This window comes from Streptomyces sp. NPDC005648 (genome assembly GCF_040605395.1).
In the GTDB taxonomy this organism is placed as follows: domain Bacteria; phylum Actinomycetota; class Actinomycetes; order Streptomycetales; family Streptomycetaceae; genus Streptomyces.
Window position 1 is genome coordinate 33,252 of the sequence record NZ_JBEXCS010000059.1, and the last position, 24,762, is coordinate 58,013.

General features: G+C 71.5%; 22 protein-coding genes. 12 read left to right on the top strand and 10 right to left on the bottom strand.

The genetic code is table 11. The annotated features are described in order from the left end of the window. Positions 1 to 133 precede the first annotated feature (133 nt). Entirely contained in the window at positions 134 to 1,372 is a 1,239-nt protein-coding gene (locus ABZT17_RS29140) for an ROK family transcriptional regulator (RefSeq protein WP_356352993.1), read from the top strand. A 16-nt stretch (positions 1,373 to 1,388) separates the two neighbouring features. On the opposite strand, the gene ABZT17_RS29145 is transcribed toward ABZT17_RS29140, so the two are convergent. Together ABZT17_RS29145 and ABZT17_RS29150 are read right to left on the bottom strand one after the other, a co-directional pair. Next, positions 1,389 to 1,931, bottom strand: a complete 543-nt coding sequence (locus tag ABZT17_RS29145) for an FABP family protein (protein WP_356352948.1) — start codon at positions 1,929 to 1,931, stop codon at positions 1,389 to 1,391. 71 nt (positions 1,932 to 2,002) lie between these two features. Further along, positions 2,003 to 2,329, bottom strand: coding sequence for a carboxymuconolactone decarboxylase family protein (locus ABZT17_RS29150; protein WP_356352950.1), 327 nt, complete (start codon positions 2,327 to 2,329; stop codon positions 2,003 to 2,005). Between the two features lie 174 nt (positions 2,330 to 2,503). Between ABZT17_RS29150 and ABZT17_RS29155 the strand changes: the two genes are divergently transcribed. Next, entirely contained in the window at positions 2,504 to 2,800 is a 297-nt protein-coding gene (locus ABZT17_RS29155) for an amphi-Trp domain-containing protein (protein WP_356352952.1), read from the top strand. A 15-nt stretch (positions 2,801 to 2,815) separates the two neighbouring features. Here the strand turns inward: ABZT17_RS29155 and ABZT17_RS29160 are convergent, their stop codons facing one another. Both ABZT17_RS29160 and ABZT17_RS29165 read right to left on the bottom strand, forming a co-directional pair. Continuing rightward, on the bottom strand, positions 2,816 to 3,652 hold the full coding sequence (locus ABZT17_RS29160; RefSeq protein WP_356352954.1) for a class II glutamine amidotransferase: 837 nt from the start codon (positions 3,650 to 3,652) through the stop codon (positions 2,816 to 2,818). A gap of 94 nt (positions 3,653 to 3,746) precedes the next feature. Continuing rightward, entirely contained in the window at positions 3,747 to 5,357 is a 1,611-nt protein-coding gene (locus ABZT17_RS29165) for an MFS transporter (RefSeq protein WP_356352956.1), read from the bottom strand. A 200-nt stretch (positions 5,358 to 5,557) separates the two neighbouring features. Here ABZT17_RS29165 and ABZT17_RS29170 point away from each other — a divergent pair, with 200 nt between their 5' ends. From ABZT17_RS29170 to ABZT17_RS29180, 3 genes are all read left to right on the top strand, one after another. Further along, a complete protein-coding gene (locus ABZT17_RS29170; protein ID WP_356352957.1) occupies positions 5,558 to 5,785 on the top strand; it encodes a hypothetical protein in 228 nt (75 codons plus the stop codon). After that, positions 5,782 to 7,185, top strand: a complete 1,404-nt coding sequence (locus ABZT17_RS29175; RefSeq protein ID WP_356352959.1) for a DUF2252 domain-containing protein — start codon at positions 5,782 to 5,784, stop codon at positions 7,183 to 7,185. The genes ABZT17_RS29170 and ABZT17_RS29175 overlap by 4 nt, the downstream gene beginning before the upstream one ends. Before the next feature lie 121 nt (positions 7,186 to 7,306). Further along, positions 7,307 to 7,726 (top strand): hypothetical protein, encoded by a 420-nt coding sequence (locus ABZT17_RS29180; RefSeq protein WP_356352961.1) that lies wholly within the window; start codon positions 7,307 to 7,309, stop codon positions 7,724 to 7,726. Positions 7,727 to 7,753: 27 nt separating this feature from the next. Here ABZT17_RS29180 and ABZT17_RS29185 read toward each other — a convergent pair whose 3' ends face one another. After that, a complete protein-coding gene (locus tag ABZT17_RS29185) occupies positions 7,754 to 9,055 on the bottom strand; it encodes a DUF2254 family protein (protein WP_356352963.1) in 1,302 nt (433 codons plus the stop codon). Positions 9,056 to 9,211: 156 nt separating this feature from the next. Between ABZT17_RS29185 and ABZT17_RS29190 the strand changes: the two genes are divergently transcribed. Further along, complete coding sequence (locus ABZT17_RS29190; protein ID WP_356352965.1) at positions 9,212 to 9,625, top strand: SHOCT domain-containing protein; 414 nt, start codon at positions 9,212 to 9,214, stop codon at positions 9,623 to 9,625. Positions 9,626 to 9,671: 46 nt separating this feature from the next. On the opposite strand, the gene ABZT17_RS29195 is transcribed toward ABZT17_RS29190, so the two are convergent. Beyond that, the gene (locus ABZT17_RS29195; protein WP_356352967.1) at positions 9,672 to 12,371 is read right to left on the bottom strand and encodes a LuxR C-terminal-related transcriptional regulator; all 2,700 of its coding nucleotides are present in this window, start codon (positions 12,369 to 12,371) and stop codon (positions 9,672 to 9,674) included. 255 nt (positions 12,372 to 12,626) lie between these two features. Between ABZT17_RS29195 and ABZT17_RS29200 the strand changes: the two genes are divergently transcribed. The 3 genes from ABZT17_RS29200 to ABZT17_RS29210 are packed head-to-tail and all read left to right on the top strand — an operon-like array spanning position 12,627 to position 13,809. Beyond that, positions 12,627 to 13,028: an SHOCT domain-containing protein gene (locus ABZT17_RS29200; RefSeq protein ID WP_356352969.1), complete on the top strand. Its 402-nt coding sequence runs from the start codon at positions 12,627 to 12,629 to the stop codon at positions 13,026 to 13,028. A gap of 23 nt (positions 13,029 to 13,051) precedes the next feature. Continuing rightward, on the top strand, positions 13,052 to 13,468 hold the full coding sequence (locus tag ABZT17_RS29205) for a DUF6325 family protein (RefSeq protein ID WP_356352971.1): 417 nt from the start codon (positions 13,052 to 13,054) through the stop codon (positions 13,466 to 13,468). 59 nt (positions 13,469 to 13,527) lie between these two features. Continuing rightward, the gene (locus tag ABZT17_RS29210; RefSeq protein ID WP_356352973.1) at positions 13,528 to 13,809 is read left to right on the top strand and encodes an SHOCT domain-containing protein; all 282 of its coding nucleotides are present in this window, start codon (positions 13,528 to 13,530) and stop codon (positions 13,807 to 13,809) included. 5 nt (positions 13,810 to 13,814) lie between these two features. Here ABZT17_RS29210 and ABZT17_RS29215 read toward each other — a convergent pair whose 3' ends face one another. After that, on the bottom strand, positions 13,815 to 14,612 hold the full coding sequence (locus tag ABZT17_RS29215; protein ID WP_356352975.1) for a YhjD/YihY/BrkB family envelope integrity protein: 798 nt from the start codon (positions 14,610 to 14,612) through the stop codon (positions 13,815 to 13,817). A gap of 262 nt (positions 14,613 to 14,874) precedes the next feature. Here ABZT17_RS29215 and ABZT17_RS29220 point away from each other — a divergent pair, with 262 nt between their 5' ends. Further along, positions 14,875 to 15,738 carry a hypothetical protein gene (locus tag ABZT17_RS29220; protein WP_356352977.1) on the top strand — a complete coding sequence of 288 codons (864 nt, stop codon included), beginning with the start codon at positions 14,875 to 14,877 and terminating at the stop codon, positions 15,736 to 15,738. Position 15,739: 1 nt separating this feature from the next. Here the strand turns inward: ABZT17_RS29220 and ABZT17_RS29225 are convergent, their stop codons facing one another. Further along, positions 15,740 to 17,062, bottom strand: coding sequence for a diacylglycerol kinase family protein (locus tag ABZT17_RS29225; RefSeq protein ID WP_356352979.1), 1,323 nt, complete (start codon positions 17,060 to 17,062; stop codon positions 15,740 to 15,742). A gap of 25 nt (positions 17,063 to 17,087) precedes the next feature. Then, positions 17,088 to 18,386, bottom strand: a complete 1,299-nt coding sequence (locus tag ABZT17_RS29230; RefSeq protein WP_356352981.1) for a cation:proton antiporter — start codon at positions 18,384 to 18,386, stop codon at positions 17,088 to 17,090. Positions 18,387 to 18,728: 342 nt separating this feature from the next. Here ABZT17_RS29230 and ABZT17_RS29235 point away from each other — a divergent pair, with 342 nt between their 5' ends. Both ABZT17_RS29235 and ABZT17_RS29240 read left to right on the top strand, forming a co-directional pair. After that, a complete protein-coding gene (locus tag ABZT17_RS29235; RefSeq protein ID WP_356352983.1) occupies positions 18,729 to 20,030 on the top strand; it encodes a hypothetical protein in 1,302 nt (433 codons plus the stop codon). Between the two features lie 939 nt (positions 20,031 to 20,969). Continuing rightward, a complete protein-coding gene (locus ABZT17_RS29240) occupies positions 20,970 to 23,366 on the top strand; it encodes a M4 family metallopeptidase (protein WP_356352985.1) in 2,397 nt (798 codons plus the stop codon). Positions 23,367 to 23,416: 50 nt separating this feature from the next. On the opposite strand, the gene ABZT17_RS29245 is transcribed toward ABZT17_RS29240, so the two are convergent. Continuing rightward, positions 23,417 to 24,616: a glycoside hydrolase family 64 protein gene (locus ABZT17_RS29245; protein ID WP_356352987.1), complete on the bottom strand. Its 1,200-nt coding sequence runs from the start codon at positions 24,614 to 24,616 to the stop codon at positions 23,417 to 23,419. Between the last annotated feature and the right edge of the window lie 146 nt (positions 24,617 to 24,762).

Sequence of the window (24,762 nt, forward strand, 5' to 3'; positions counted from 1 at the left end):
GGATTAAGTCAACGCTTCCGACATGTAAACTTCCGGCCATGCGGCGTGGAGAGGGCGCCCCGGCCGCACGGTTGCACGGAAACGATCGCGCCGCGTGGGCGAGCAGTGGGGGTCAGGTGAGGGGCAAGTGACGATGCTCGGCGGCACGAATCTGCCGCGGGTCGGCGGATACAACCAGGCCGTCGTGCTCGACGCCATCCGCACCCGGGGCACGGTCAGCCGCGTGGAGCTCGCCGCTCTCACCGGGCTGACCAACCAGACGGTGTCGAACGTCGTCCGCAAGCTCCTCGACGCCGGCCTGGTCACCGAGACCGGCCACGCCCCCTCCAGCGGCGGCAAGCGCCGTACCCTGCTCTCCCCGCGCCCCGACGGCGCCTATGCCGTCGGCGTCCATCTCGACCCCGACTCAGCCGTGATCGTCCTGGTCGACCTGGCGGGCGAGGTGATCACCGGCCGGCGGCTCAGGCTCACCACACCGGACGATCCCGCGGACATGGTGGACCGAGTGGCCCGGGCGACCCAGCGGCTCATCGGCCGCTCCGAGATCGACCCGGCCAAGCTGCTCGGTCTGGGCATCGCCGCGCCCGGGCCGATCGACGGCTCGTCCGGCTGTGTCGTGTCGCCGCCGAACCTCCCGGGCTGGGGGCGAGTGCCTCTGGTGGAGATGTTCGCGTCGGCCACCGGTCTGCCCGTCGCGCTCGACAACGACGCGACCGCCGCGGCGATCGGCGAACGCTGGATCGGCGGCGAGTCCCGGGCCGGCAGCTTCCTGTTCATCTACCTGGGCACCGGCATCGGCGCTGGGATCGTCCTCAACAACACGGTGCTGCACGGCGATTCGGGAAACGCCGGGGAGTTCGGCCACATGCCCGTGGAACCGGGCGACCGGGTCTGCGCCTGCGGGGCCACCGACTGTCTCGGGCCCTACTGCACCCCGTCCGCGATCATCGACGACCTGGTGCGGCGCCATGGCCGCGGCGCCGCCGACCGTATCGGTGTGACCGGGACCCCCGAATCCCTCCACAACGACTGGAAGTCGCTGCGGCGCGCCGCCCGCGGCGGTGACCCGGACGCCTGCGACGTCGTACGCCGCGCCGCCCGCCGTATCGCCCAGGCCGCACGCGGGGCCGCCAGCCTGCTCGACGTCCCGCGGGTCGTGCTCGGCGGGGAGGCGCTGCGCGGTATCGAGCCGATCCTCCTCGAGGAGATCGACGCCGCCGTGAACCGCACCTCCGTGGCCCGCTCCATCCGCCCGGTCGTCATCGAGCAGAGCGTCATCGGCGACACGGTCGGCGCGGTCGGCGCGGCGTCCCTGGTCCTGCACGGCAACTACGCCCCGGGCTGGCGCATGCTCACCGACCCCGTCACCTGACCCACCGACGGCCGGTTCACCCTTCGCGGCGCAGGCTCGCCGACAGGTGGTGCTGCAACGGCTGCCCGACCGCGGCGAGTTCATGGACGAACGAGAGCGTGCCGCCGTCCGTCAGGGTGTAACGGCGACGGGTGGCGTCTACCCGCTTGGCGGTCGGGGTGAGCGCCACCTGGTGCGTCGCGAGTTCGACCGTGTCGTCGCGCACGCGACCCACGGCGATCTCCGCGATACCGGTGGGCTGAGTGATCAGCGCCTCCACCCGCCCGTCGGCCTGAAGCCGCCACCACCCGCTCTCCCGTGCCGCCGCACGCACCGCCGAACCGTCCGCGTCCAGCAGCCACGCCCGAGCCTCGTACCGCAGAAAAGGCCGCCCGTCATGGCTGAGGACGACCTCCTGGGCGTAGCGGAAGTCGCTGTCCAGCGTCGGATATTCACCCCGCCCCCGGCCACGCCACGTGCCCAGCAGCCCGAGTACGGGTGTGAGCAGCGCGTGCGGCTCAGGGACTTCGCCCGGCTCTCGGGCGTCGGGGTACGGGCACTGAAGTGCGGGGTCGAACACGGCTGAACTCCTCGGGTAGTACCGGCGGCTGCAAGCCTAGGGCCGACGGACCACCCGAGGAGTGTCCGCTCTCAGGCCTCCGTCTCGATCTCCGCTTCGGCGACCGCGATGGCGATGCCGAGGGCCCGGGCGATGTTGCCCGCCGCCGTCATGACGCGGGCGGTGCCCACGATGGGGGCGATGGCGACCAGGACGTCCTGCAACTGCTCCGCGGTCAGGCCGGTCTGGAGAGCGGGGTCGATATGGGCCACGTACGAGATGGGCGGGGCGTCCGAGGCGGCGAGAGCGGCGATGCGGGTGAGGATGAGCATGTCGGGGGCCAGTCCGCAGCGCTCGATCGAGTCGACCGTCATGGCCGCGAGGGTGTCCAGGACCGGGGTCTGTGATGCGGTGGACATGTCGTGTGTCCTCCCGTTGAGTGCGGGCACTTTCCCTCCCACCGTAGAACCGGTCCGGGCCGCGCGCAGAAGGGCGCTCGTCCGCCGGCGCCGCCTCCCGCCCCGAGATGTCCGATCCCCCGGTTGGCTTCAGAATTGACGCCATGGCCTGCTCGTCCCTGATCGGAGGCTCCCATGAAGGACTTCAAGTTCGAGCAGAAGGCGTCACTGTCCCGGTTGGAGGCGGCCGACCGGCTCGCCGCACTCGCCGACGCGCTGCGGGAAGGCGGGGAGGCCGAGCTGGAACTCGGTTCCGGAACCCTCAACCTGCGGATCCCCGAGGACCTTCGGAGCGAGATAGAGGTCGAGGTCGAGGACGGGGAGATCGAGCTGGAGATCGAGTTCAAGTGGCCGACCGCATCGGCCCACAGGGCGCCGGCGCGCGCCGCCCGGAGCAGGAGCACCAAGCGGGCCGCAGCGAAGACGTCCTGAGCCAGGGGCCCGGTATCACGCCGGTTGCGGAGCGAAGGGGTGCAACTCGTCGGCGCCCGGCCCCACGACGCCGTAGCTGCCCTCCGGCACCTCGTTCCAGGCGCCCGGCAGGTCGCCGAGGGGCTCGGACACGATGAGCCGGGTCTCGTCGGACACCTCGCGCAGGAACTCCGCGTCGGGGTGCAGGGTGCGCAGCGCGTCCACACGGGTGCTGTAGAACAGCGACCGGGAAGCTCTCTGGCTGGAGTAGCGGAAGGCCCATACATGCGCGCCGTCGGTCACACCGATGGTCATCTGCAGCGGGAACTCCACGCCGTGTTCGTGGCCGCAGCGCTCCACGACCCCCGCCATGCGCGCCACGGCGGACGGCGGGTCCTTGTCCAGGCCGAAGGTGAGCGCCAGATGGAACATCACCTCGGAGTCCGTCGATCCCTCCATGTCGGAGTACAGCTCGGGAGCGACGAGCAGGCACAGGTCACGGCGCATGAGGTGGAAATCCGCGATGGCACCGTTGTGCATCCACATCCAGCGACCGTGCCGGAACGGATGGCAGTTGGTCTGCTGCACCGCCGTGCCCGTCGAGGCCCGGATGTGCGCGAAGAACAACGGGGAGTGGACATGATCCGCGAGCTCCCGCAGATTGCGGTTGTTCCACGCGGGACCGATGTCCCTGAACAGGGCCGGGGTCTCGATGCCCGACTCCGAATACCATCCGACCCCGAAACCGTCGCCGTTCGTCGTCTCGACACCCAGTCGGGAGCGCAGACTCTGGTCGATCAGCGAGTGCTCCGGTCGGTACAGGATGGTGTCGAGAAGCAGGGGAGTCCCCGTGTAAGCGAGCCATCGGCACATGAGCGATCACCTTGTTCCTGTCCCCCTGTCGCGCCCCGGACCACCCATTTTCGTCCCCTTCGCCGCCCGTCGCCACGGGGACGGCCGCCCGCGCCTACGTGGAGCGGGGCTGCGTCGTCGGGATGCGCTGGGTGAAGAACAGGGCGACGAGCGAGGCCAGGGCGAGGATCGCGAGTGCGGCGCGCAGGCCGTCGAGGCGGGCCGCGGAGTTCGCGTCGAGTGCGGCCTGTGCCGTCTTCGTGCTCGCGCCCGCCTCGTCGAGGGCGTCCTTGAGCTGGGCGTCCGACAGGAAGGGCACCCCGCTCTGGAGCTCGACGCTCGCCGTGCTCTTGACGCGGTCCGGAATGTCCGGGCTCTGCTCGACGGCGGCCAGGAACGAACTCGTCAGCACCCCGATCAGGATCGACCCGGCGAGCGCCGTACCGATCGAGGCGCCGAGGTTGGTGACCGCGTTCTGGATGCCGCCCACCTCCGCGCTCTGCTCGTCCGGCACCGCGGACACGGTGACCGAACCGAGCTGGGAGGCCAGCGCCCCCATGCCGAGCCCGATCAGCAGCAGGGGGAGGGTCACGATCTCCGCGCCCGCGTCCGCGTCCAGCGCGGCCATCAGGACCACCGCGCCGGCGAACAGGGCGAGGATCCCGAGCCGGACCACCCGCCGCGGCGAGACGTCCGGGAGGAAACGCGGGATGAGGATCGCGGCGGCCAGCAGGGTCAGCGAGAGCGGCAGGATGCGCGCGCCGGTCTTGAGCGCGGACAGGCCGAGGGCCACCGAGAGGTAGAGCGGTACGACGAAGAACACGCCCATCTGCACGAGGTACTGGAAGAAGAACATCGTCAGCCCGCCGGTGAGCTGCCGGTTGCGCAGCAGCGCCGGGTCCACCAGCGGCTCCCCGCGCCGCTCCACCAGACGCGCCTCCCAGCGCAGGAACAGCCAGACCAGCAGCAGCCCCGCCAGCATCAGCCACACGACCAGGGAGACCCCGAGCCAGGACGGGGCGTCGGGCTTCGGGCGGAACCAGCCCCATTCGTCGGAGCGGAGAACGCCGTAGACGAAGATTCCGAGGCCGGCGGCGGAGAGCACCGTGCCCACGGCATCGAGGCGGGGGCGGCTCTCGGTCGGCGCGTCGGCGATACGGCGGCCGAGAACCAGGATGGCGAGCACGATCACGACTTCCCCGGCGAACACCCAGCGCCAGGAGAAGTACGTGGTCGCGATGCCTCCGATGAGCGGTCCGACGGCGATCGCCACGGCTCCCGCGGCGGCGACGAGTCCATAGGCGGCGGGGCGGCGTTCGACCCCGAAGTTGCCGGCGACCAGTGCCACGATCGCGGGCATGATGAGCGCCGCCCCGATGCCCTCCAGGAACGACCAGCCCAGCAGGAGCACCGGCAGGTTCGGGGCGAGAGCGGTCGTCAGGGATCCACAGCCGTAGATCACGCAGCCGATCAGGAACGCGGCCTTGCGGCCGATCAGCGCGCCGACCTTGCCGCCGGGGATCATGAACATCGCCATCACGAGGGTGTAGGCGGTGATCGCGCCCTGGACCCCGGTGACCGTCGTGCCCACGTCGTCGGCCACCGTCGCGATCGAGACGTTCATGACGGAGCTGTCGAGGGCCATCAGGAACTGGCCGGACGCGAGGGTCAGCAGGACGATCCGAGCGCCCGCCGCATTCTCAGGACTGCCTTCCCGTGATGCCATGCGCGCATCGTCTCAGCGGCCACCGCGCGCGGCCCCCGACCCGCCAGGCGGGTCGACCGGTTGGCGGACGGCCGGCCGCACCACGAGGCCGGCCACGCCGCGAGACCCCCAGTCACCTGGTACGGGTGATCCGCGGGAACGGGCCGGCGGGCAGCATGCGAGGAACAGGGGCCCAGCGCGCAAGAGAGGGCGGTGTCGGCATGCGTTACGAGTTCCGTGTCGACGGTCGCGTCTCCCTGGCCATGGCCGAGGCGTTCCCGGAACTGGCGACGGAGGCCGGTGCCGAGCAGACGCTGTTCTTCGGCTCTGTGACGGACGAGGCGCATCTGTACGGACTGCTCCTGCGGTTCCAGAACCTGGGGCTGCGCGTCGACGAGATGCGTCGCCTGCCCGATACGGAGAAACCGGCGACGAGGAGGCCGCGATGACTACGACGAACCAGGCCGGTGGCCACCTCACCGTGGCCGAGCGAGCCGCGCAGGGCCGAGCGGTCCGTTCCGTCGTGCCCCGGTCGGGACAGGCGCGGTTCGTCCGGGCCGAGCACCGTCCGCACCCCGTCGACGTCCTCGAACGGCAAGCCGTCACCCGGGTGCCGGAACTGGTGCCCATCCGCTACGGCAGGATGGTGGAGTCCCCGTTCCGGTTCTACCGGGGTGCCGCCGCGATCATGGCCGCCGACCTCGGCCGGATGCCGGACACGGGCCTCACGGTCCAGCTGTGCGGCGACGCCCACCTCCTGAACTTCGGTCTGTTCGCCTCTCCCGAACGGCACCTCGTCTTCGACATCAACGACTTCGACGAGACCCTGCCGGGCCCCTTCGAATGGGACGTCAAGCGGCTGGCCGCCAGTCTCGCCGTCGCGGGCCGGGCGAACGGGTTCGACGGGGCGCAGCGGGCCACCGTCGTCAAGGAGGCGGTCAAGCAGTACCGGGAGCGGATGCTGCTCTTCGCCGACATGCGCACCCTGGACATCTGGTACGCCCAGGACGACGCCGACCAGCTCAACGCGCTGCTGCCGGACAAGAAGATGCGCCGGCGGACGTCCCGTGCCCTGGCCAAGGCCCGTACCCGGGACAGTCTCCAGGCCTTCGACAAGCTCACCCACGTGGTCGACGGCGAACGCCGGATCACCTCCGACCCGCCCCTGATCACGCCCCTCGACGACCTGGATCCGGGTACCGAGCGGGAGGACCTGGAACACTCCGTGAGAAGGCTCATCGGGGGTTACGCGCGCAGCCTCTCCACCGAACGCAGGACCCTGCTGGAACGCTTCCGCCTCATCGACGTGGCGCGCAAGGTGGTCGGGGTCGGGAGCGTCGGCACCCGTTGCTGGATCGTCCTCATGGAAGGCCGGGACGACGCCGATCCCCTGCTGCTCCAGGCCAAGGAGGCCGGGGAGTCGGTGCTCGCCCCGTACTGCGCGCCCGGCAGGTACGACAACCAGGGCAAGCGGGTCGTCGCGGGGCAGCGGCTGATGCAGGCGAACAGCGACATCTTCCTCGGCTGGGAGCGTGTCATCGGGATGGACGGCCGACTGCGCGACTTCTACGTCAGGCAGTTGCGCGACTGGAAGGGCACGCCCCAGCCCGAGATCATGGGGCCCGACATGCTGCGCCTCTACGCCGGCCTGTGCGGGGGCTCGCTGGCCCGCGCCCACGCCCGCTCGGGCGACCCGGTCGCCCTCGCCTCCTACCTCGGCACCGGCGGCTCCTTCGACCGGGCCCTGGTGGAGTTCGCCGAGGCGTACGCCGACCAGAACGAGCGGGACTACGAGGACTTCGCCGAGGCCGTGAAGACCGACCGCATCACCGCCACCGTCGTCGTCTGAGCACGCCTGCGGCCACCACCGGTCCTCACCCCCCAGGGGTGAGGACGGGGCGGCCGACCAGGGGGAAGCCTGATCACAAGGGGCTGCGAGCCGCAGCCGCACGAACCATGGAGGTCCTGCAATGGCCACCACCACCCACCACCGCTCGCCGGGCGTTCAGGCGGCCGCCACAGGGCTGACGCTCTTCGCCGCCGTGATGCTGTTCATCGCCGGTACGCTCGATCTCTTCCGCGGCATCATGGCGATCGCCGACGACGAGGTCTTCGTCAACACCCCCAACTACGTCTTCAAGTTCGACCTGACGAGCTGGGGCTGGATCCAGCTGACGCTCGGGGTGATCGCCATGGTGGTGAGCTTCGGCCTGTTCACCGCGGCCACGTGGGCGCGGATCGTCGGGGTGGGCATCGCCGGCCTGCTCATCATCGCCAACTTCCTGTCCATCCCGTACTACCCGGTCTGGTCGCTGACGCTGATCGCCCTGTACGGGTTCGTCATCTGGGCGCTGTGCACCGTCAAGAAGGAAGACGCCCGGGACTACTGAAGGAGCGTACGAGGCCCGTACTCCGGGTCATGAGGCCGGCGCCCCGCCGAGTCCCTGCCGGTCCGTTCCCTCCGCCACGGCGATGAGCAGCGGATCCCGGAAGGCGCGGGCGCACCGGTCCACCAGCGCGACGCGCTCCACCAGCGGGGTGCGCCGGTGCGGCGGGGCCGCCTCGGCCACGACGTCGAGCAGTACCCGCAGACGCCGTACGACCTGCAAGGAGCTCGCTCCGTAGTGCAGGATCTCGTCCAGCGCGAGGCTCACCAGCCCCGGCCAGACGGGCGCGGAGCGGCGCAGCCGGGGTGTTCCCCCGTCGTCCGTCACCAGGGACACCCCGAGCGGGCGGGCGGCCAGCCGCACCAGGGCCTCTTCGATCTGGTCCAGTGCCTGGACGGCGGTCGTGGGGTCGTTGACGGCCGGGGAGAGCGCCCGGATCGCGATGTCCACCAGGAGCCGCAGGCCGTACGACGGATCCTGGTCGAGGGAGCGGACCGGGTCCACGCGTACGCAGGACGCCATGCGGCGCAGCCGGCGGCCCTCGGGGACGGGAGCACCGGCGGGGCCGTGGACGTACCCGAGGACCGAGCCCGCGCCCGCGTAGTCCCCGGGGCCGACGACGAGGGTGACACGCGCCTCCTCGGCGGCCGCGATCCGCACCAGCCGCCGCTCGTCGACGCCCTGGACGATGCCGGGGCGCCCGGTGCGTACCAGGGGAACACCCCCGTCGGGCCAGTTGGCAGGCGCGTCGGACCCCGGCGCGGTGCCGCCCAGGGGGAGAGTGGCGTCGATCGACGCCGACATGAGCTCGCCCACAGCCCGGGCGAGCCCGCCGCCCGTCACGAACTGGCGCAGCCCGGTGAGACTGCGCAGCAGCACGGCCGTGTCGATCACCACGAGGGCGACGGCCAGGGTCACCGAGAGCCGCGGGGTCTCGTCGGGGCGGATCTGGGCGAGCACGACCAGCGCGTAGACCGCGGTCCCCGTCACGAGCCCCACGACCGTCAGGGACCGGCGGAAGTGACCGATGACGCCGATCAGGCGAGGGGACATGCTCTGCACGGTCTGGATGACCAGGGTGACCGCGGTGATCACGAATCCGGACAGGGTGATCATCCCGCCCGCGATGGCCGCGAGGGTCGTCGCGGCCGTCGTCGGGTCGTAGGTCAGCCCGACCTTCGGCAGGGAGTCCTCCCAGTGCGGCAGCCCCAGGCCGAGACCGACCGCCGCCATCATGGTCGCTCCCGCCACGGCCGGGCTCAGGAACACCATCAGGCGTCTGAGGCGGGCCGTGGCGACGGGACCTCGTGTGTGCCACGGCTCTGCCTCCACGCGATCACCGTAGAAGCCCCGCGGCGTTCCCGCGCGCCGTGTCACCCGGCCACCCGCAGCGGGTGATCCGCCTCCCCCGGGCGCCGGGGGACCGTGAGGGCGTCAGCATCGCGCCGCTGTGGTCACAGGACGGCGGAACCGAAACCGGAGGGCACCATGTCCGACTACCCCCTGCTCAACGCGTTCCTCACGATGATGTGGTTCTTCCTGTGGATCATGTGGTTCATGCTCCTGTTCAGGGTCGTGGCCGACATCTTCAGCGACGACGGCCTCAGCGGCTGGGGCAAGGCGGGCTGGACGGTCTTCGTCTGCGTCCTTCCCTATCTGGGCGTCATCGTCTACCTGATCGCCCGGGGCCGGAGCATGGGCGAGCGGGCCATGCGGCAGGCGCAGGCCCGTGACAAGGCCTTCCGCGCGTATGTCCGGGACGCGGCCACCGAGACCCCGGCGGGCTCCACGACCGGGAGGAACAAGGCGGACGAACTGGCCAAGCTGGCCGGTCTGCACGACCACGGCGACATCAGCGACGCCGAGTACGAGAAGGCCAAGGCCAAGGTGCTCGCCGGCTGACGACACGCGCGGGCGGCAGGGCCTCCACGGCCGGTGGCCCTGTCCGTCACAGCAGGTGCAGTTCCCGGGCGTGACGTACCGCTTCGCCCCGTCGAGTCGCCGCGAGTTTGCGGTAGACGCTCTTGAGGTGGGTCTTGACGGTGTTGACCGACAGGTGGAGGTCGGCCGCTATCTCCTCCGTCGACATCGTCTGGGCCAGCCGTTCCAGCACCTCGTGCTCCCGCTCGCTGAGCGGTTCGGTCACGAGGTCGCGGTGGTCGGGCCCGGACTCGTGCGGGGGGTGCTCCCCGGCGTGCTCCAGCAGCGAGGGCGGCAGCCAGTCGTGGCCCAGGGCCAGTGCGGGCCGGCGGCGCATGAGATGCCGTAGCCACGGACCGGCCTCCAGGAACGGACGCCTCAGTTCTTCGGGGCGGGCCGTGGACAGGGCCCGTGCGGTCAGCCGCTGGGCGGCTGTGCCGTCACCCAGCGCGTGGGCGGCCTGCGCCCGCGTCAGCAGCATCCTCGCCATGACGGCGGGACCCTCACCCCGGTCGGTCGGGAGGGCGTCGAGCAGCCCCTGCGCCTCCCGCTCGCTGCCCAGGGCGAGCCGGGCGCGGGCAGCGGCGACCACGCTCTCCGGCCCGGCCGCCCCGCCCTCCTCCAGGACGTCCACCGCGGCTTCGGGGCGGCCGTCGGCGAGGTGGGCGTTGGCCTTCGCCAGGGCGGTCCGGTCCCGCACCCACGGCGAGGGCTCGACGGCCGCCGGAGGCCGCTCCTGTTCGTCGAGAAGACGCAGCGCCGCTCGCGGATGGCCCCTGGCGAGCAGCAGACGCGAACGCAGGAGGGTCAGTTCGGCGCGCACGATCGGGTCGTGCGAGGCCGTGGACGACGCGAACACCTGGGTGAGATGGGCGTGTGCCGCGTCGAGTTCGTCACGGTCGAGGGCGACGGCGGCCAGTACGAGTTCGCCCACCCCGGTGCGGGCCGCCGGGGGCAGGCCACCGCGCTCCGCCTCGGCGACCGCTTCCCTGGCGTGCCGTTCCGCGCGGTCGGGCCAGCCGCAGAGGAAGTCGATCAGGGCCAACCGGCCGAGCGACTCGTGCCGCGGGAAGGTGACGCCCGGACCGTCGCTCAGCTGCACGGTGGCCGACAGCGTCGACCGGGCGGCGTCGAAGCGCCCGGCCCAGAGCTGCGCCGAGCCCAGGTCGGTGAGCATCAGCGCGTGCAGCTCGGGATGCGGCTCCAGCCGCTCCACCGGGAGGGCCCGCTCCGCCGCCTCCACGTCGAGCGCGGCGGCCTCGGCCAGGTCGGCCGAGCCGACCATACGGGCGGCCAGCACCCGCAGCACGGCACAGCTGAGCCGCCTGGCCGCGGACGGGGAACCGCCTTCGTGGAGGTTGTCCTGGGCACGGCGAAGGTGGTCGAGCCCGCGGTCGACGTCGTGGCGGGTCAGATGACGGGCGGTGCGCACGAGATCCGCCGCGGGACCGGGCGTGTCCGGGGGCATCTGGGCGAACAGCCGGTCTAGCCGCTCGGCGTCCAGACCGGTCAGCAGCCGGCCGATGGCCAGCTCCTCCACGAACCGGTTCGCGGTGTGCTCCCAGTCCCCGGCGTCCGCCGCGTGCGGCAGCGCCTCGGCGAACCGGCCCGCCTCGATCAGCCACCGGGCCGCCCTGCGGTGCAGCTCGGGCTCGAGCCCCGGGCAGCGGACCCGCAGATGGACCCGGAGGATCTCGGCGAACAGCGGATGGAGCCGGTACCACGCGTGACCGATGGACTCGACGAAGGCGTTGGCGCGCTGCAGCCCGGCCAGGATCGGCTCCGCGTCGTCGCGGTCGGTGAGCGCGTTGGCCAGGTCGGGGTGGATCTGTTCCAGGATGCTGCACCGCAGCATCAGGTCCTGGGTCTCCTCGGACTGTGTGTCCAGCACCTCGGCCAGCAGGAAGTCGGCGAGGGTGCTCCGGCCCGCCTCGAAGTCCTTGAGGAAGACGTCCGGGTCGTCGGCCCGCTGCGCCGCCAGGATGCACAGCCGCAGCCCGGCGGCCCAGCCCCCCGTCCGCTCGGTCAGCGCCTCGACGCCCTGCTCCGACAGCCGCATGCCGTGCCTGCTCAGCAGCTCGGCCGCCTCCTCGGGCCGGAACGCCAGATCGGCGCCGCGGATGTCGGTGACCTGGCCGGCGGCGCGGTAGCGGTGCAACGGCAGCTGCGGCTCCGTACGGCTGATGACGACCAGGCGCAGTCCGTCGCCGACATGGCTCAGCACGAACTGGAGTTCGTCGGCGATCTCCGTCGAGCCGACCACGCGGTCGAACTCGTCGAGCACCAGGACGACGGGCTCCGGCCGCTCACCGAGGTGCGCCGCGAGCCGGGCGAGCAGGGAGTGGTCCACCTCGCCGGGGCGGGCCGGGGTGCCCACGGCGTCGGGCGGGCCGAGACCCTGGCGCCGCATGGCCTCCAGCACATAGGTCCAGAAGACGCCGGGGCGGTTGTCCTCGGCCTCCACGGTCAGCCAGGCCGTCCGGCCCGGGGCTCCCTCCTGGGCGATCCAGTCGGCCACCAGCAGGGTCTTCCCGGCTCCCGCGGGCCCGTTGACAAGCGTCAACGGCGTCTGAGCGCCGAGAGCGAGGCGCTCGACGAGCCGTGGTCTGCGCACGAACGTGTCAGGCGGGTCCGGCACCTGGAACCGTGCCGCCAGAAGCGGGTCACCGCTCGGTGTGAGGCGTTCCGCGGCGGTGTCCCGGTGCCCGCCGGAGGTCGGATGGAGCATGGAAGTCACCACCGCAGCTCGCAGTCCGGAAGGACTACCTTCCGTTTGATCGTCCCGCCGTGCGCCGAGCCCCGCAACGGCTGGGTCCGTTCACCCGGGGAGGGTGAGGTGCGCGGGCCCCCGGCCCCGCACTGTGGGGGCAGGGAAAGCGCGGTGCTCCGGGAGCAGCCGCTTTCATCCGGCCCGGGGACCGGATCCGTACCGCCATGGGGCGCCAGGTTCACCGGTCCGTGGCGTCGACCAAGGAGAAGGATCATGAACTACCCACTGCTCAACGCGTTCCTGACCATCATGTGGGTCGCCCTCTGGGTCATGTGGTTCATGCTGCTCTTCCGCATCTTCGGAGACATCTTCCGGGACGACTCGATGAGCGGCTGGGGCAAGGCCGGCTGGTCGGTCTTCTGTGTCGTCCTGCCCTTCCTCGGCTGCTTCGTGTACCTCATCGCCCGCGGAAAGGGCATGGGCGAGCGCGAGGCCCGCAGGGCCCGCAAGAACGAACAGGAATTCCGCGCCTATGTGCGGGACGCCGCCGCTACGGGCCAGGACACGGCGACCGGTCACGTCGACGAGCTGTCGAGGCTCGCCGGTCTGCATGACCACGGAGACATCACCGACGCCGAGTACGAGCGCGCCAAGGAGAAGGTACTCGCCGGCTGACGGTGTGCGAGAGGGGAGCTGTCATGGACCTGGGACCTGTCGAGTACGTCGTCCTCGCCTTCCCCGGCAACCGTTTCCGGGGCGAGATCGCTCCGGAGCTGAAGTCACTGGTGGCGAGCGGCACCGTACGGATCCTCGATCTGACCTTCGTCAAGAAGGACGCGGACGGGGCGGTCTCCTACGTCGAACTCGATGCACTCGACCCCATGGAGTCATCGGTGTTCGACGACATCGAGGGCGAGGTCGGTGGACTGTTCAGCCAGGAGGACCTGGAACTGATCGCCGAGGAACTCGTGCCGGACTCGTCGGCGGCCGTCCTGCTGTGGGAGGACACCTGGGCGGCGGGTATCTCGGGCGCCGTCCGCCGTGCCGGTGGACGGCTGGTCGCCCATGAGCGCATCCCCGCGGATGTGGTGGAGCGCGCGTACGAGAACGCCTGAGACAGCGCATGCCACCGGACACAGCGCCGGTCATGCCGTAGGAAGGAACGGGTGAGGTCATGTTGGGTCGCCGTCTGGCGCGTCGCGAACGCCCCGGTCTCGTCGGGGTGGCCGCTCGCACGGCGGTCGCCGCCGGCACCGCGAGCGCGGTCTCCGGCCGTGTCGCCCGGCACCGGGCCGAGCGGGCCGCCGCACAGGAGGAGCCCTCCCAGGCGTCGGCCTCGTCGGGGCTGACGGACGTGGAGATCAGCAACCTGGAACGGCTCGGGAAACTCCACGAGCAGGGCGTGCTCTCGGACGAGGAGTTCGCCGTCCAGAAGGACCGCGTGCTGAGGGGCTGAAGGAGCTACTTCTCGTCGTCGGTACCCGGGATGCCCAGCAACCGTGGGAAGGGTCCCGAGACCGCGACGACCTGCCCGAGGGCGACCGAGGCGACGATCACGCAGCAGCCCGTGAGCAGCCAGGACAGCATGGTGAAGACATAGCCGAGGGACCCGAACTGGGCGATGCTCCGCTTCAGGGTCGCGGGCATGAACAGGCCCGACAGATAGGCGAACGACATCATGCCGACGCCGGCGAGCACCGCTCCGGGCAGCAGCGGAAGCCAGCCGACGCGCCCTCCGAGCAGCAGGTGCTGCGTCCACCACCACAGCAGTACCGCGGTCACCAGCGAGAGAAGAGCGCCCAGCAGCGGGCCACCGCCGAAGCCGTGACGCAGGGTCCCCTGGAGCAGCAGCGCGGCCACCCAGCCCAGCAGCCACGCGAGCCACCGCCAGGCCGCCACGCGCGCCCCGGACTTCGGCAGCTCCCAGCAGCGTTCACAGACACTCTGCAGGGCCCGGCTCAGCGCGGTCGCCGAGACGAGTGTGACGAGGATGCCGACCCCGCCGTACGCCTCCTTGGTCGCGCCTTGGGCGCCGAGTGTGTCCTGGATGTCGTTGACGGGTGCGTCCTTGCCGACCATGGCCTGGAAGGACTCGGTCAGCGCGTCCTTGATGGCCTTCGGCGCGAACGCGGCCAGCACGATCAGCAGGGGCAGCGCGGCCAGGAATGTCTGGGCCGCCAGCCGTGCGCTGGCGTCCATCCAGTTCACACTGATCAGCCTGCCGAGCATCCGCCCGATCACCGGGGTCCGCCGGGGCATGTCACGAGCCGATCTGGCCCAGTTCCCGAGCTGCTTGCGATCCACAGTCCATTCCTCGCACACAGAAGCCGTCACCGCCTTCGGTGGCTCGCGTCCGGCGCGCCTCATCCGGGTGAATCGGCGGCCGAACCGGATCGAAGAGGCGGAAAGCGCGGGCCGGTTGGCTAGCGTGCGGCGGGTGAAGCACGGCGAGTCAGCGGGGCGTCGCACTCCGGGCGCGGTCAGACGGTTGCTGCGTACGGTCCGCGCGGATCCCCGGCACATGCCGGAGCGCATGGCCGTGTTCGCCGTGGAGTTCCTCGGCCCGTCGGCCGAGCGGTGGGCCGCCGGGCAGCGGTCGGCGCAGCCGGAGCGCGCCCCGGACACCGCCCCGGACACGGATGAAGCGGCCCATCAGGCGGTCCGCCGGGGAGTCCGCTCGTCCGTCGTGGAGGGCTCCTTCCTCGGCGGCCCGTTCATGGCGCTGCTGCCGATCGCGTTCTGCGCCGCACTGCTCGCCCAGTTCCGGATGGTGCTGGAACTCGCGGCCCTGTCCGGCCGCGACCCGCGGGACGAGAGGGCCGCGGCCGACCTGCTGGTGATCCAGGGGGTGCACCCCACCGTCGCCCGGGCGCAGGCGGCGCTGCGGGAGGCGGGCACCGCCGCCGAGGGCGGCGGAAGGAGGGCAGGCTGGTGGAGCACCGTCCGGAGACAGGCGTACCTCCTCGGTCTGGTCACGCCCGAGGACCGCCCGCGCGGGAAGGCACGGACGGCCGCGGTGTGGGTCGGGACGCTCGCGCTGGTCCTCGTCGGCTTCGTGGTGCCGTTCGTCTGGATCCCGGTGTGCGCGGAGTCGTACCGGCGTGCCACCGGCCGGCTCGCCGGGGTCGCGGCGCGGCACTTCGCGCCGCCCGGCGGGGCGGGCGTACTGCCCGCGGGTGGTCCGGCGGGGCAGCCCGTCGTGCGGCCGGGCCTTGTCCTGGTGGCGGTGCGGGCCCTGCTGGCCTGCCTGGTGCCCGCCGTGATCGTGGTCGTGGTGCTGCTGGCCGACCTCCGCGTCGCCGACCAGCACTGGAGCACGATGCTGCTCGGGATCTTCACGGTCGCCGGGATCACCGCGCTGGTGTGGTACCTGCGCCGGGCCTGACTCAGCCGCGCCCCAGGGCCAGATCGCGCAGTCGGCGCCAGTCCAGCCGCGCGTGGGCCCGCGGTACACCGGGGCGGTGCCGGGGGACACGCACCCGCAGGGCCTGAGGGCGGATCACGCAGTGGACGGGTGTCGGGAAGCGGAGCGCCTCGCCGTCGACGCCCACCTCCACCTCGGGCGTGTCGGCGTCGACGACGATCTCGCGGGCGGTCGCGAAGGTGAGTCCCGAGGAGCGTCTGCCCCGCAGCAGTTCGGCGGCCTGGACCGCGTTGTCGACCTTGATGCCCAGCACTCCCAGCAGTCCCGTGTCCAACCGCTCCCGGTGCCCGAGACCCGCCGGGTCGTTCGTGCTGTACGGGTTGTTGCTCACGAGCACGGCCTGCGGTCCGTCGATGCCGACCCCCGCGCCCCGAACCGTCAGACGGGAACCGAGGTGGTGGGTCAGGACGTCCGGGAGCATCCGCAGGACGGTGTGCAGCTTGTCGTCACGGTAGGCGGGGCTCTGCACCACCTCCGCGTAGGCGCCGAACGACACGTTGTTGACGAAGGTCCGCCCCGCGACGCGACCGAGGTCGACGCGGAGTTCCACACCGTCGGTGAGCGCGTCGAGGCAGGTGGCCGGATCGGTGCGGTCGAGTCCGAGATCGAGGGCGAAGTGGTTGCGTGTCCCGGCCGAGATCACCATGAAGGGGACGCCGTGGTCCGCCGCCACCGCGGCGACGAGGGCCTGGGTGCCGTCACCGCCGGCCACTCCGAGCAGATCCGCGCCGTCCGCCAGGGCGTCGCGGGCCAGCGCGGCGACATCCCGCGGGTGCGCGGGGTCGAGCAACGCGACCCGGGCGCCGAGGGCTTCGGCCTTCTCCTTCAGCGCGAACCGTCCGACCTTCCCGCCACCCGAGCGTGGATTCATGATGAGGAAGGGACGTTCGGGCGGCGGGCTGCGGTGTTCCGCCGGAGCGGTCCGGCCGCCGCCCTCGGTGAGCGCCGCCCAGCCCTCGAAACACATCACCGCCCACAGCAGCAGAACGACGATCACCAGCCAGAACAGGCCGACGGAGACGAAGAGCCCGATCACCGCCGCCTGTGCCGCCACCGCGAGCGCGACCGCGAGCACTCTGACCGGGCCCCTGCGGCTGAGGGCCCACCACAGCCCGGCCGCGCTCACGGCGAACCCGGCCAGCGCGAGGGCGGCCAGCAGCAGGCTCTTCAGACCGGCGACCACGAGCGGCAGGACCACCGCGGCCACGGCCGCGACGATCGCCAGTCGGGCCGCCCACCGCTGCGTCCTCCCGCTCTGTCGTCCGGTGACGTCGTTGTCGGCCATGGTTCCTCCGTAGCTCTCGCCGGTACTACCGCTCCGTCGCCGCGGGCCCGGCACCCTGTGCTCCGGGTGCCCCTTCCCGCAGCCCCGGCCGCGCGGCGGCGGCCTTCCTGTGCCAGGCGCCGTACCGCTGCGCGAGAACGACGGCCGAGGCGCCGTGCAGCACGATGCTCAGGGCGACCGTGATCGCGACCACCCGGCCCAGGAGCCGGACGCCCGGCACCTGGTCCTCCACCACGAGCAGCCCGAAGACGACGGAGGCCAGTCCGCGCGGCCCGAACCACCCGATGTAGGCGACCGTGGGAAGCGCCAGCCCGCTGCCGGCCAGGGAGAGCACGACGGGCACCATCCGGACCACGGTCAGGCTGAGCACCGCGTACAGGACGATCCGCCAGTCGAGGTGCTCCAGGGCGGGACCCAACAGGACGGCGCCGAACAGCAGGAAGCTCAGGGACGCCAGCAGTTCCGCGAGCTGCTCGGCGAGGACGGCGGCGTGCCGGCCGTCGCCCGCAGCCCCCTCCGTCCCGCCCCGCCGCAGGGAGACACCGAGGGCGAACCCCGCCACCCAGGCCGCGATGAACCCGCTGCCGTCGACGACGACGGCCAGGGTGTACGACCCCGCGGCCACCGCCAGGACGAACACCTGCCGCCAGACGCCACCGACCCAGCCCCTCGCGCCCGCCCAGGACAGCAGCCACCCGCCGAGTCCCCCGACGAGCAGCCCCAGCGCGGTGCTGACCACCAGGGAGCGCCAGAAGACCCCGGCCACCCCCTCCTGGGAGGCGTGGGTGCCCGGCACGGCCGCGAGGAACACCACGAAGAAGGGCAGGGCCATACCGTCGTTGAGGCCGCTCTCGACATTCAGACCGCTGCGGACGAGCGGGGGGACACGCGGGTCGGAGACGGCGGTCTTGCCCAGGGCCGCGTCGGTCGGGGCCAGGATCGTCCCGAGCAGCGCGAGCTCCCACGCGGTCAGCCCCGGCAGCAGGGGCCACGCGAGCAGCCAGCCGGCCCCGATGGTCAGGGGCAGTCCGATTCCCAGGAGCCGGCCGGGAAGGAAGCCTCCGACGCGCAGATCCCGGCGGCGTACGGTCATCGCGTCCGTCAGCAGCACGAGCGTCAGGGCCGCCTCGACCAGGGTGAGCACCCCTCCCGCGTCGTGCTCCAGGTCGATGAGGCCGAGCCCGACCGGGCCGATGGCCACCCCGGAGGCGGCGAACACCATCGGCCCCGACACGGCGGTCGTGGCCAGGCGTCGGGAGAAGAGCGCGTATCCCGCCGTGACGGCGGCCACGGCGGCCCCGGCCCACGCGTTGCCGCCACTCACCGCGACCCCGCCGATGTGCCGCAGCGTGCGCGGGGGACGCCCAGGCGGGCGGTGCCGCTGACGGGCGTGTCGGGGCAGCCGGCGATGACGCGGTGGCGCCGAGCGTGCGACGCGGAGCATAGATCCGGCATCCATGGCCAATCTGGGTGGAATGTGTCGACCCGGACATGATCGGACCCCGTCCCGTCCGTGTCCGGCATCGACACGACTTACGGACCGGGCACCGAACGGCATCCGGGGCGCACTCCGGATGGCGCAGCCCGGGATGCCGCATCCGGTGCGGTCGGGGGAAATGGAAGCAGCCGCAGCCACGACGGGCCGCGCCTGAATCCTGGAGGACGGATGACCAGCCCGAGGGAACCGGCGCCGGATGCCGCCCGGCAGGGGTCACCGTCCGGGGGTGCCTCGCACCTGGCCGGGCGGATCGTGCGGAAGGTGGCCTCGGCGGTTCTGATCGTCCTCGCCTGCATCCTGGTCCCGGTGTCGGTACTGACCGTGTGGGTGCACGACATCGCCCTGGACACGGACCGTTACGTCGACACAGTCGGGCCGCTCGCCTCCAACCCCGCGATCGAGGACGCCGCGCGCAATCGCATCGTCGAGGCCGTCGACGTACGGGTCGACGGCAAGCGGGTCACCGCCGAGCTCGCGGACTGGCTGCAGTCGCAGGGGCTGCCTCCCACGGCGGCCCAGGCGGTGAAGGGGCTGGCCCCGCAGCTGAACGCGGCGGTGACCGGCGCCGCGGACAAGGTGGCCACGCGGTTCGTGCAGAGCGACCGGTTCGAGAAGGTGTGGATCAATGCCAACCGGGCCGCCCACGCGGCCGTCGTGCACGCCCTGACCGGCAAGGGGCGCGGGGCGATCGGGGTCGAGGAAGGCACCGTGACCCTGGATGTCGGCACCGCGGTCGAACGGGTCAAACAGGAGCTCGTCGACGCCGGCGTGAGCCCGGCGTCGCACATCCCGGACGTCGACAAGCAGATGGTCCTCTTCAAGTCCGACCAGCTCAAGCGGGCGCAGGGAGCGGCGCACGCCCTCGATGTGGTCGGCACCTGGATGCCGGTGCTGACGGTGCTCATCGGCGCGGCGGGCGTGCTCCTCGCCCACCGGCGCAGACGTGCCCTGGTGAAGACCGCGCTGGGTGCCGCGTTCGCGGCCCTGATCGTCGTCATCGCCCTCGTCGTCGCCCGCCACTACTACCTGGACCACCTGCCCCCGCAGGTCCAGTCCGAGGCGGCCGCCGCGGCGATCTTCGACCAGCTCCTGCACTTCCTGCGCATCACCCTGCGCACCGTGATCGTGCTCGGGGTGGTCATCGCCCTCGGTGCCTATCTCATCGGTCCCGGCCGGTTGGCCCGCGCCACCCGGGCCACCTCCGAACGCGCCGCGGACAGCGTGGCGCGCTGGGCGGACACCCATGAGATCCACACGGGCCGCGCGGGGACGTGGACGGCGGATCACCGGCGCCTGCTCACCATCGGCGTGCTGCTGCTCCTGGCCCTGTGGTTCGCCCTGTGGAACCACCCCACGGTCCTGACGGTGCTGCTGCTCGTGCTGATCCTCCTGGCCGCGCTGGCCCTGATCGCCCTCCTGGCGGCAACCGGCCGCAGGACCCGCACGGCCGGACCCACGCCGCCGAACTGAGAAGGGACACGCCCACGGCGCGGGCCGGGGCGGCGTGCGCCCTTGCGTGAGCCGGGGAGGCGGACGCCCTCCCGGGGGCCGGGGCCTGCGGCGCGCCGTGCGTGAGCCGGGGATGCGCGCGGGGTTGCGTCAGCGGGGGCGGCGTGCGCTGTCCTGCTGGGCCGAGCCGCGCACGCCTTTCCGGGGGGCGCGGGCTGCGCGCGCTGTTGCGTGAGCCGGTGATGCGTGCGCCCTCCTGCGCGCCGAGGCGCCGCGCACACCCTCCTGCGGGCTGAGGCCGCGCGCCCTTTCGCGAGGCGAGACCGTGCACGCCTGCCTGCTGACCCGAGCGTGGTCATGTCCTCCCGCTGATGCGGGCTCGCTCATGCCCTCACGCCGAATCGAGCCCCTTCGTGCCCTCCCGGTTGCCCCTGCCCGCTCGTGCCCTCCCGGTCGCCCCCGCTCGCCCGCGCCTTCTCGCTGGCCCGATGCCGCGCATGCCCGCCTGCTGGCCCGATCCCGCGCATGCTGCCCCGATCCCGGACCTGCCCGCCCTGCCCCGATCCCGCGCATGTCCCCCCTGCCCCGATCCCGCGTGTGCCCGCCCGCTGACCCCGGCCCGGTCATGCCTCCCGCTCACCCCGAGCATGCGCGTGCCCTTCCGTGGGCCGAGCACTTGCGTGTCATCCCCGCGCGGGACTCACGTGCTGCGGCTGCTGGAGGGAGGGGGGGTTCGGCCGGTGACACCGGTCGGCTGTCGTACAGAGGGATAACCCTCGATTGACTCGCGTATGGCTGACATGGCCCGGTCAACCCTGCCATCCTCCCCCCAACCGCCGCACACACCCCCCACGTTCTCAAGCACAGTCGGTCCCGCACAGCTCGGCTCGTCCCGGACAGCAGACCCGGCTGTCCGGCTGTCACCGGCCGCCCCACGCGGCCAACGCAGTAGGAGAACGAGTGAGACGCATCCCCCGCAAGCGGACCGCGGTAGGAGCCCTGATCTCCACCGCGGCCTTCCTCGCCGTCGGCATCCAGTCGGTTCCGGCGAGCGCCCAATCCGCCGCTCCCCATCCGAGCCCCCTGCGCACTGGGGGACTCGAGGCGAAGCTGAGCCCGGCGCAGCACTCCGCGCTCCTCAGGAGCGCGCGGCAGAAGACCGCCGCGACAGCCCGCGCGATCGGCCTCGGTGCCAAGGAGAAGCTGGTCGTCAAGGACGTCGTCAAGGACAACGACGGCACCGTGCACACGCGTTACGAGCGCACCTACGCCGGCCTCCCCGTCCTCGGCGGCGACCTGGTCGTGCACACCCCGCCCGCCTCGCTCGCGGCCGGCACGGTGAGCACGACCTTCAACAACAAGCACACCGTCGAGGTCGCCTCCACCACCGCGGCCTTCACCAAGTCGGCCGCGGAGACGAAGGCGTTGAAGGCCGCGAAGGCCCTCGACGCCAAGCAGTCCAAGGCGGACAGCGTCCGCAAGGTCATCTGGGCCGGCACCGGCACCCCGAAGCTCGCCTGGGAGACCGTCATAGGCGGCTTCCAGGACGACGGCACGCCCAGCAAGCTGCACGTCATCACCGACGCCACCACCGGCAAGGAACTCCACCGCTACCAGGCGGTCGAGACGGGCACGGGCAACACCCAGTACAGCGGCTCGGTCAGCCTCAGCACCACGCTGTCGGGGTCGACGTACCAGCTGTACGACACCACCCGCGGCGGCCACAAGACGTACAGCCTCAACAACGGCACCTCGGGCACCGGCACCCTGATGACGGACTCCGACGACGTGTGGGGCACCGGTTCCGGTTCCAACACCCAGACGGCGGGCGCCGACGCCGCCTACGGAGCCCAGGAGACCTGGGACTTCTACAAGAACACCTTCGGCCGCAGCGGCATCAAGAACGACGGTGTCGCGGCCTACTCGCGCGTCCACTACAGCTCGGCGTACGTCAACGCCTTCTGGGACGACTCCTGCTTCTGCATGACCTACGGCGACGGCTCCGGCGGCACCCACGCCCTGACCTCGCTGGACGTGGCGGGCCACGAGATGAGCCACGGCGTCACGTCGAACACCGCGGGCCTGGACTACTCCGGTGAGTCCGGCGGTCTGAACGAGGCCACCTCCGACATCTTCGGCACCGGCGTGGAGTTCTACGCCAACAACAGCAGCGACGTCGGCGACTACCTCATCGGCGAGAAGATCGACATCAACGGCGACGGCACACCGCTGCGTTACATGGACAAGCCCAGCAAGGACGGCTCGTCGGCCGACAGTTGGTACTCGGGCGTCGGCAACCTCGACGTGCACTACTCCTCGGGCCCCGCGAACCACATGTTCTATCTGCTCTCCGAGGGCAGCGGCAGCAAGACCATCAACGGCGTCACCTACAACAGCACCACCTCCGACGGTGTCGCCGTCGCCGGCATCGGCCGCGCCGCGGCCCTGCAGATCTGGTACAAGGCGCTGACGACGTACATGACGTCCAGCACCAACTACGCCGGAGCCCGCACCGCGGCCCTCAACGCCGCCGCCGCCCTGTACGGCACCAGCTCCACCCAGTACGCCGGGGTCGGCAACGCCTTCGCCGGTATCAACGTCGGCAGCCACATCACCGTGCCGACCAGCGGTGTCACGGTCACCAACCCGGGCAGCCAGTCCTCCACCGTCGGTACCGCGGTGAGCCTGCAGATCTCCGCGAGCAGCACCAACAGCGGCTCCCTGAGCTACGGGGCGACCGGACTGCCCACCGGCCTGTCGATCAACAGCTCCACCGGAGTCGTCTCCGGCACCCCGACGACGGCCGGCACCTACAGCAGCACCGTCACGGTCACCGACTCCACCGGCGCCACCGGCACCGCCTCCTTCACCTGGACGGTCAGCTCCAGCGGAGGCGGCGGCACCTGCACCTCGGCCCAACTCCTCGGCAACCAGGGCTTCGAGTCGGGCAACACCACCTGGACCGCGACCAGCGGAGTCATCACCAACTCCACCAGCGAGAGCGCCCACGGCGGCTCGTACTACGCCTGGTTGGACGGCTACGGCTCCACGCACACCGACACGCTCTCCCAGTCGGTGACCATCCCGAGCGGCTGCAAGGCGACGCTCACCTTCTATCTGCACATCGACACGGCGGAGACCACCACCAGCACCGCGTACGACAAGCTGACGGTCACCGCCGGATCGACGACCCTGGCGACGTACTCGAACCTCAACAAGGCGTCCGGCTACAGCCAGAAGTCCTTCGATCTGTCGTCCCTGGCGGGCTCGACCGTCACCCTGAAGTTCTCGGGTGTCGAGGACTCCTCGCTCCAGACCAGCTTCGTCGTGGACGACACCGCCCTGACGACCGGCTGACCCCCCCGCACGAGAAGGGCCTCACCCCCCGTGGGTGAGGCCCTTCGGTGTCAGTCGAAGGGGTCGAGCGTCAGATACGCCTGCTGCGGAGAGCCGTCCTGGACGAGCGACTCCTGGTTGCCGACGTCGTCGAAGGCGAACGCGTACGCCTTCCCGTCGGCCGTCCGCGCATGGATCGCGCGGGCGTACTGGTTGGTCACCGCGTCCTGGTAGAAGTTCACCGCGGAGGTGTCCGGCTGATTCGGGTTCACCAGCAGCGTGGTGCGGTTGAAGCCCGCGCACAGTGTGCGGGAGATCGGGCCGCGCACCTGGTCGTTGGGGGCGTCCAGCAGCTTGTGGCAGCCGAAGACGCTGTCCGCGTCCGGCTTCTGGAAGCTGGTGACGACAGCGCCCGAACTGTCCGTGAAGTTCATGACGTTGCCCGAGACCTTGCCGAAGTATCTGGTGTCGGGCCGGTCGGTGAACGGCGTCACGGTCAGGGTCGCCGACGCGTACTTCTGCCAGACCCGGTTGATGTAGTCGTCCATCACGGACGCCGGCAGCGCACCCGACTCCAGAGCGTGCCCCGGCGCCAGCGCCCGCAGCACCGTACCGTCGGACCGGGTCTGGATCAGCCCTGCCCAGCCGCCGGACCGGCCGCGCAGATCGTTCAACACCCCGTTGTAGCCGCCCGACTTGAGGTGCCCGGTGCTGACGGTGCTCCCGTCGGCCCGTCGCACGCCCACCGCGTAGGGGGCCGAGAACATGTCGACCTGGGTGCTGTTGAGCCACAGACCGGAGTCGTTGAGCGTGTACTCCGACCAGTTGAAGAGGATGTCGTGGTTCGGGTCGCTCGGGTTCTGCACGGCGGGCTGGACGAGTCCGCCGGTGGTGAGCTTGAAGACGAGCTTCTGGCCGTACGAGAAGTAGACGCGTCCGGAGAACCTGGGGATCCGGATCGTGGTGGACTGTCCGGCCGCGGGCCCGGCGATGGACGCGTCCGGCGCGGGCGTCGGCGGGTTGCCGCCGGCCGGCCAGGCGTGGAAGGCGCCGCCGGCGTCCGCCCAGCCCTGCTGTCCCGTCGAGAGCAGTGTGCCGATCGTGTACACGTAGACCGCGTCACCGCGGCCCGAGTTGTTGGTCACCTTCAGCGGAATCGTGTCGGGCACCGCCGCTCCGGCGGGCGAGGGTGCCTGGATCGCGATCACCGCCGCGATCAGTGCGGCCGCGGCAGTGGGGGCCGTCAGCCGGCGAGGGAGCTTGTGGCGCACGCTCCACCTCCGTGTGGGGGTCACTTGAGGGGATCGGCCGGTACCTGATTGGTCCGTATCGAGGCCCGCAACTGGTGCGTCGAGGTGATGGCCCTCGGCCCCGACCCCTTCACCGCGCTCGTCCGTCGCGCCGAGCCGGTCTGGGA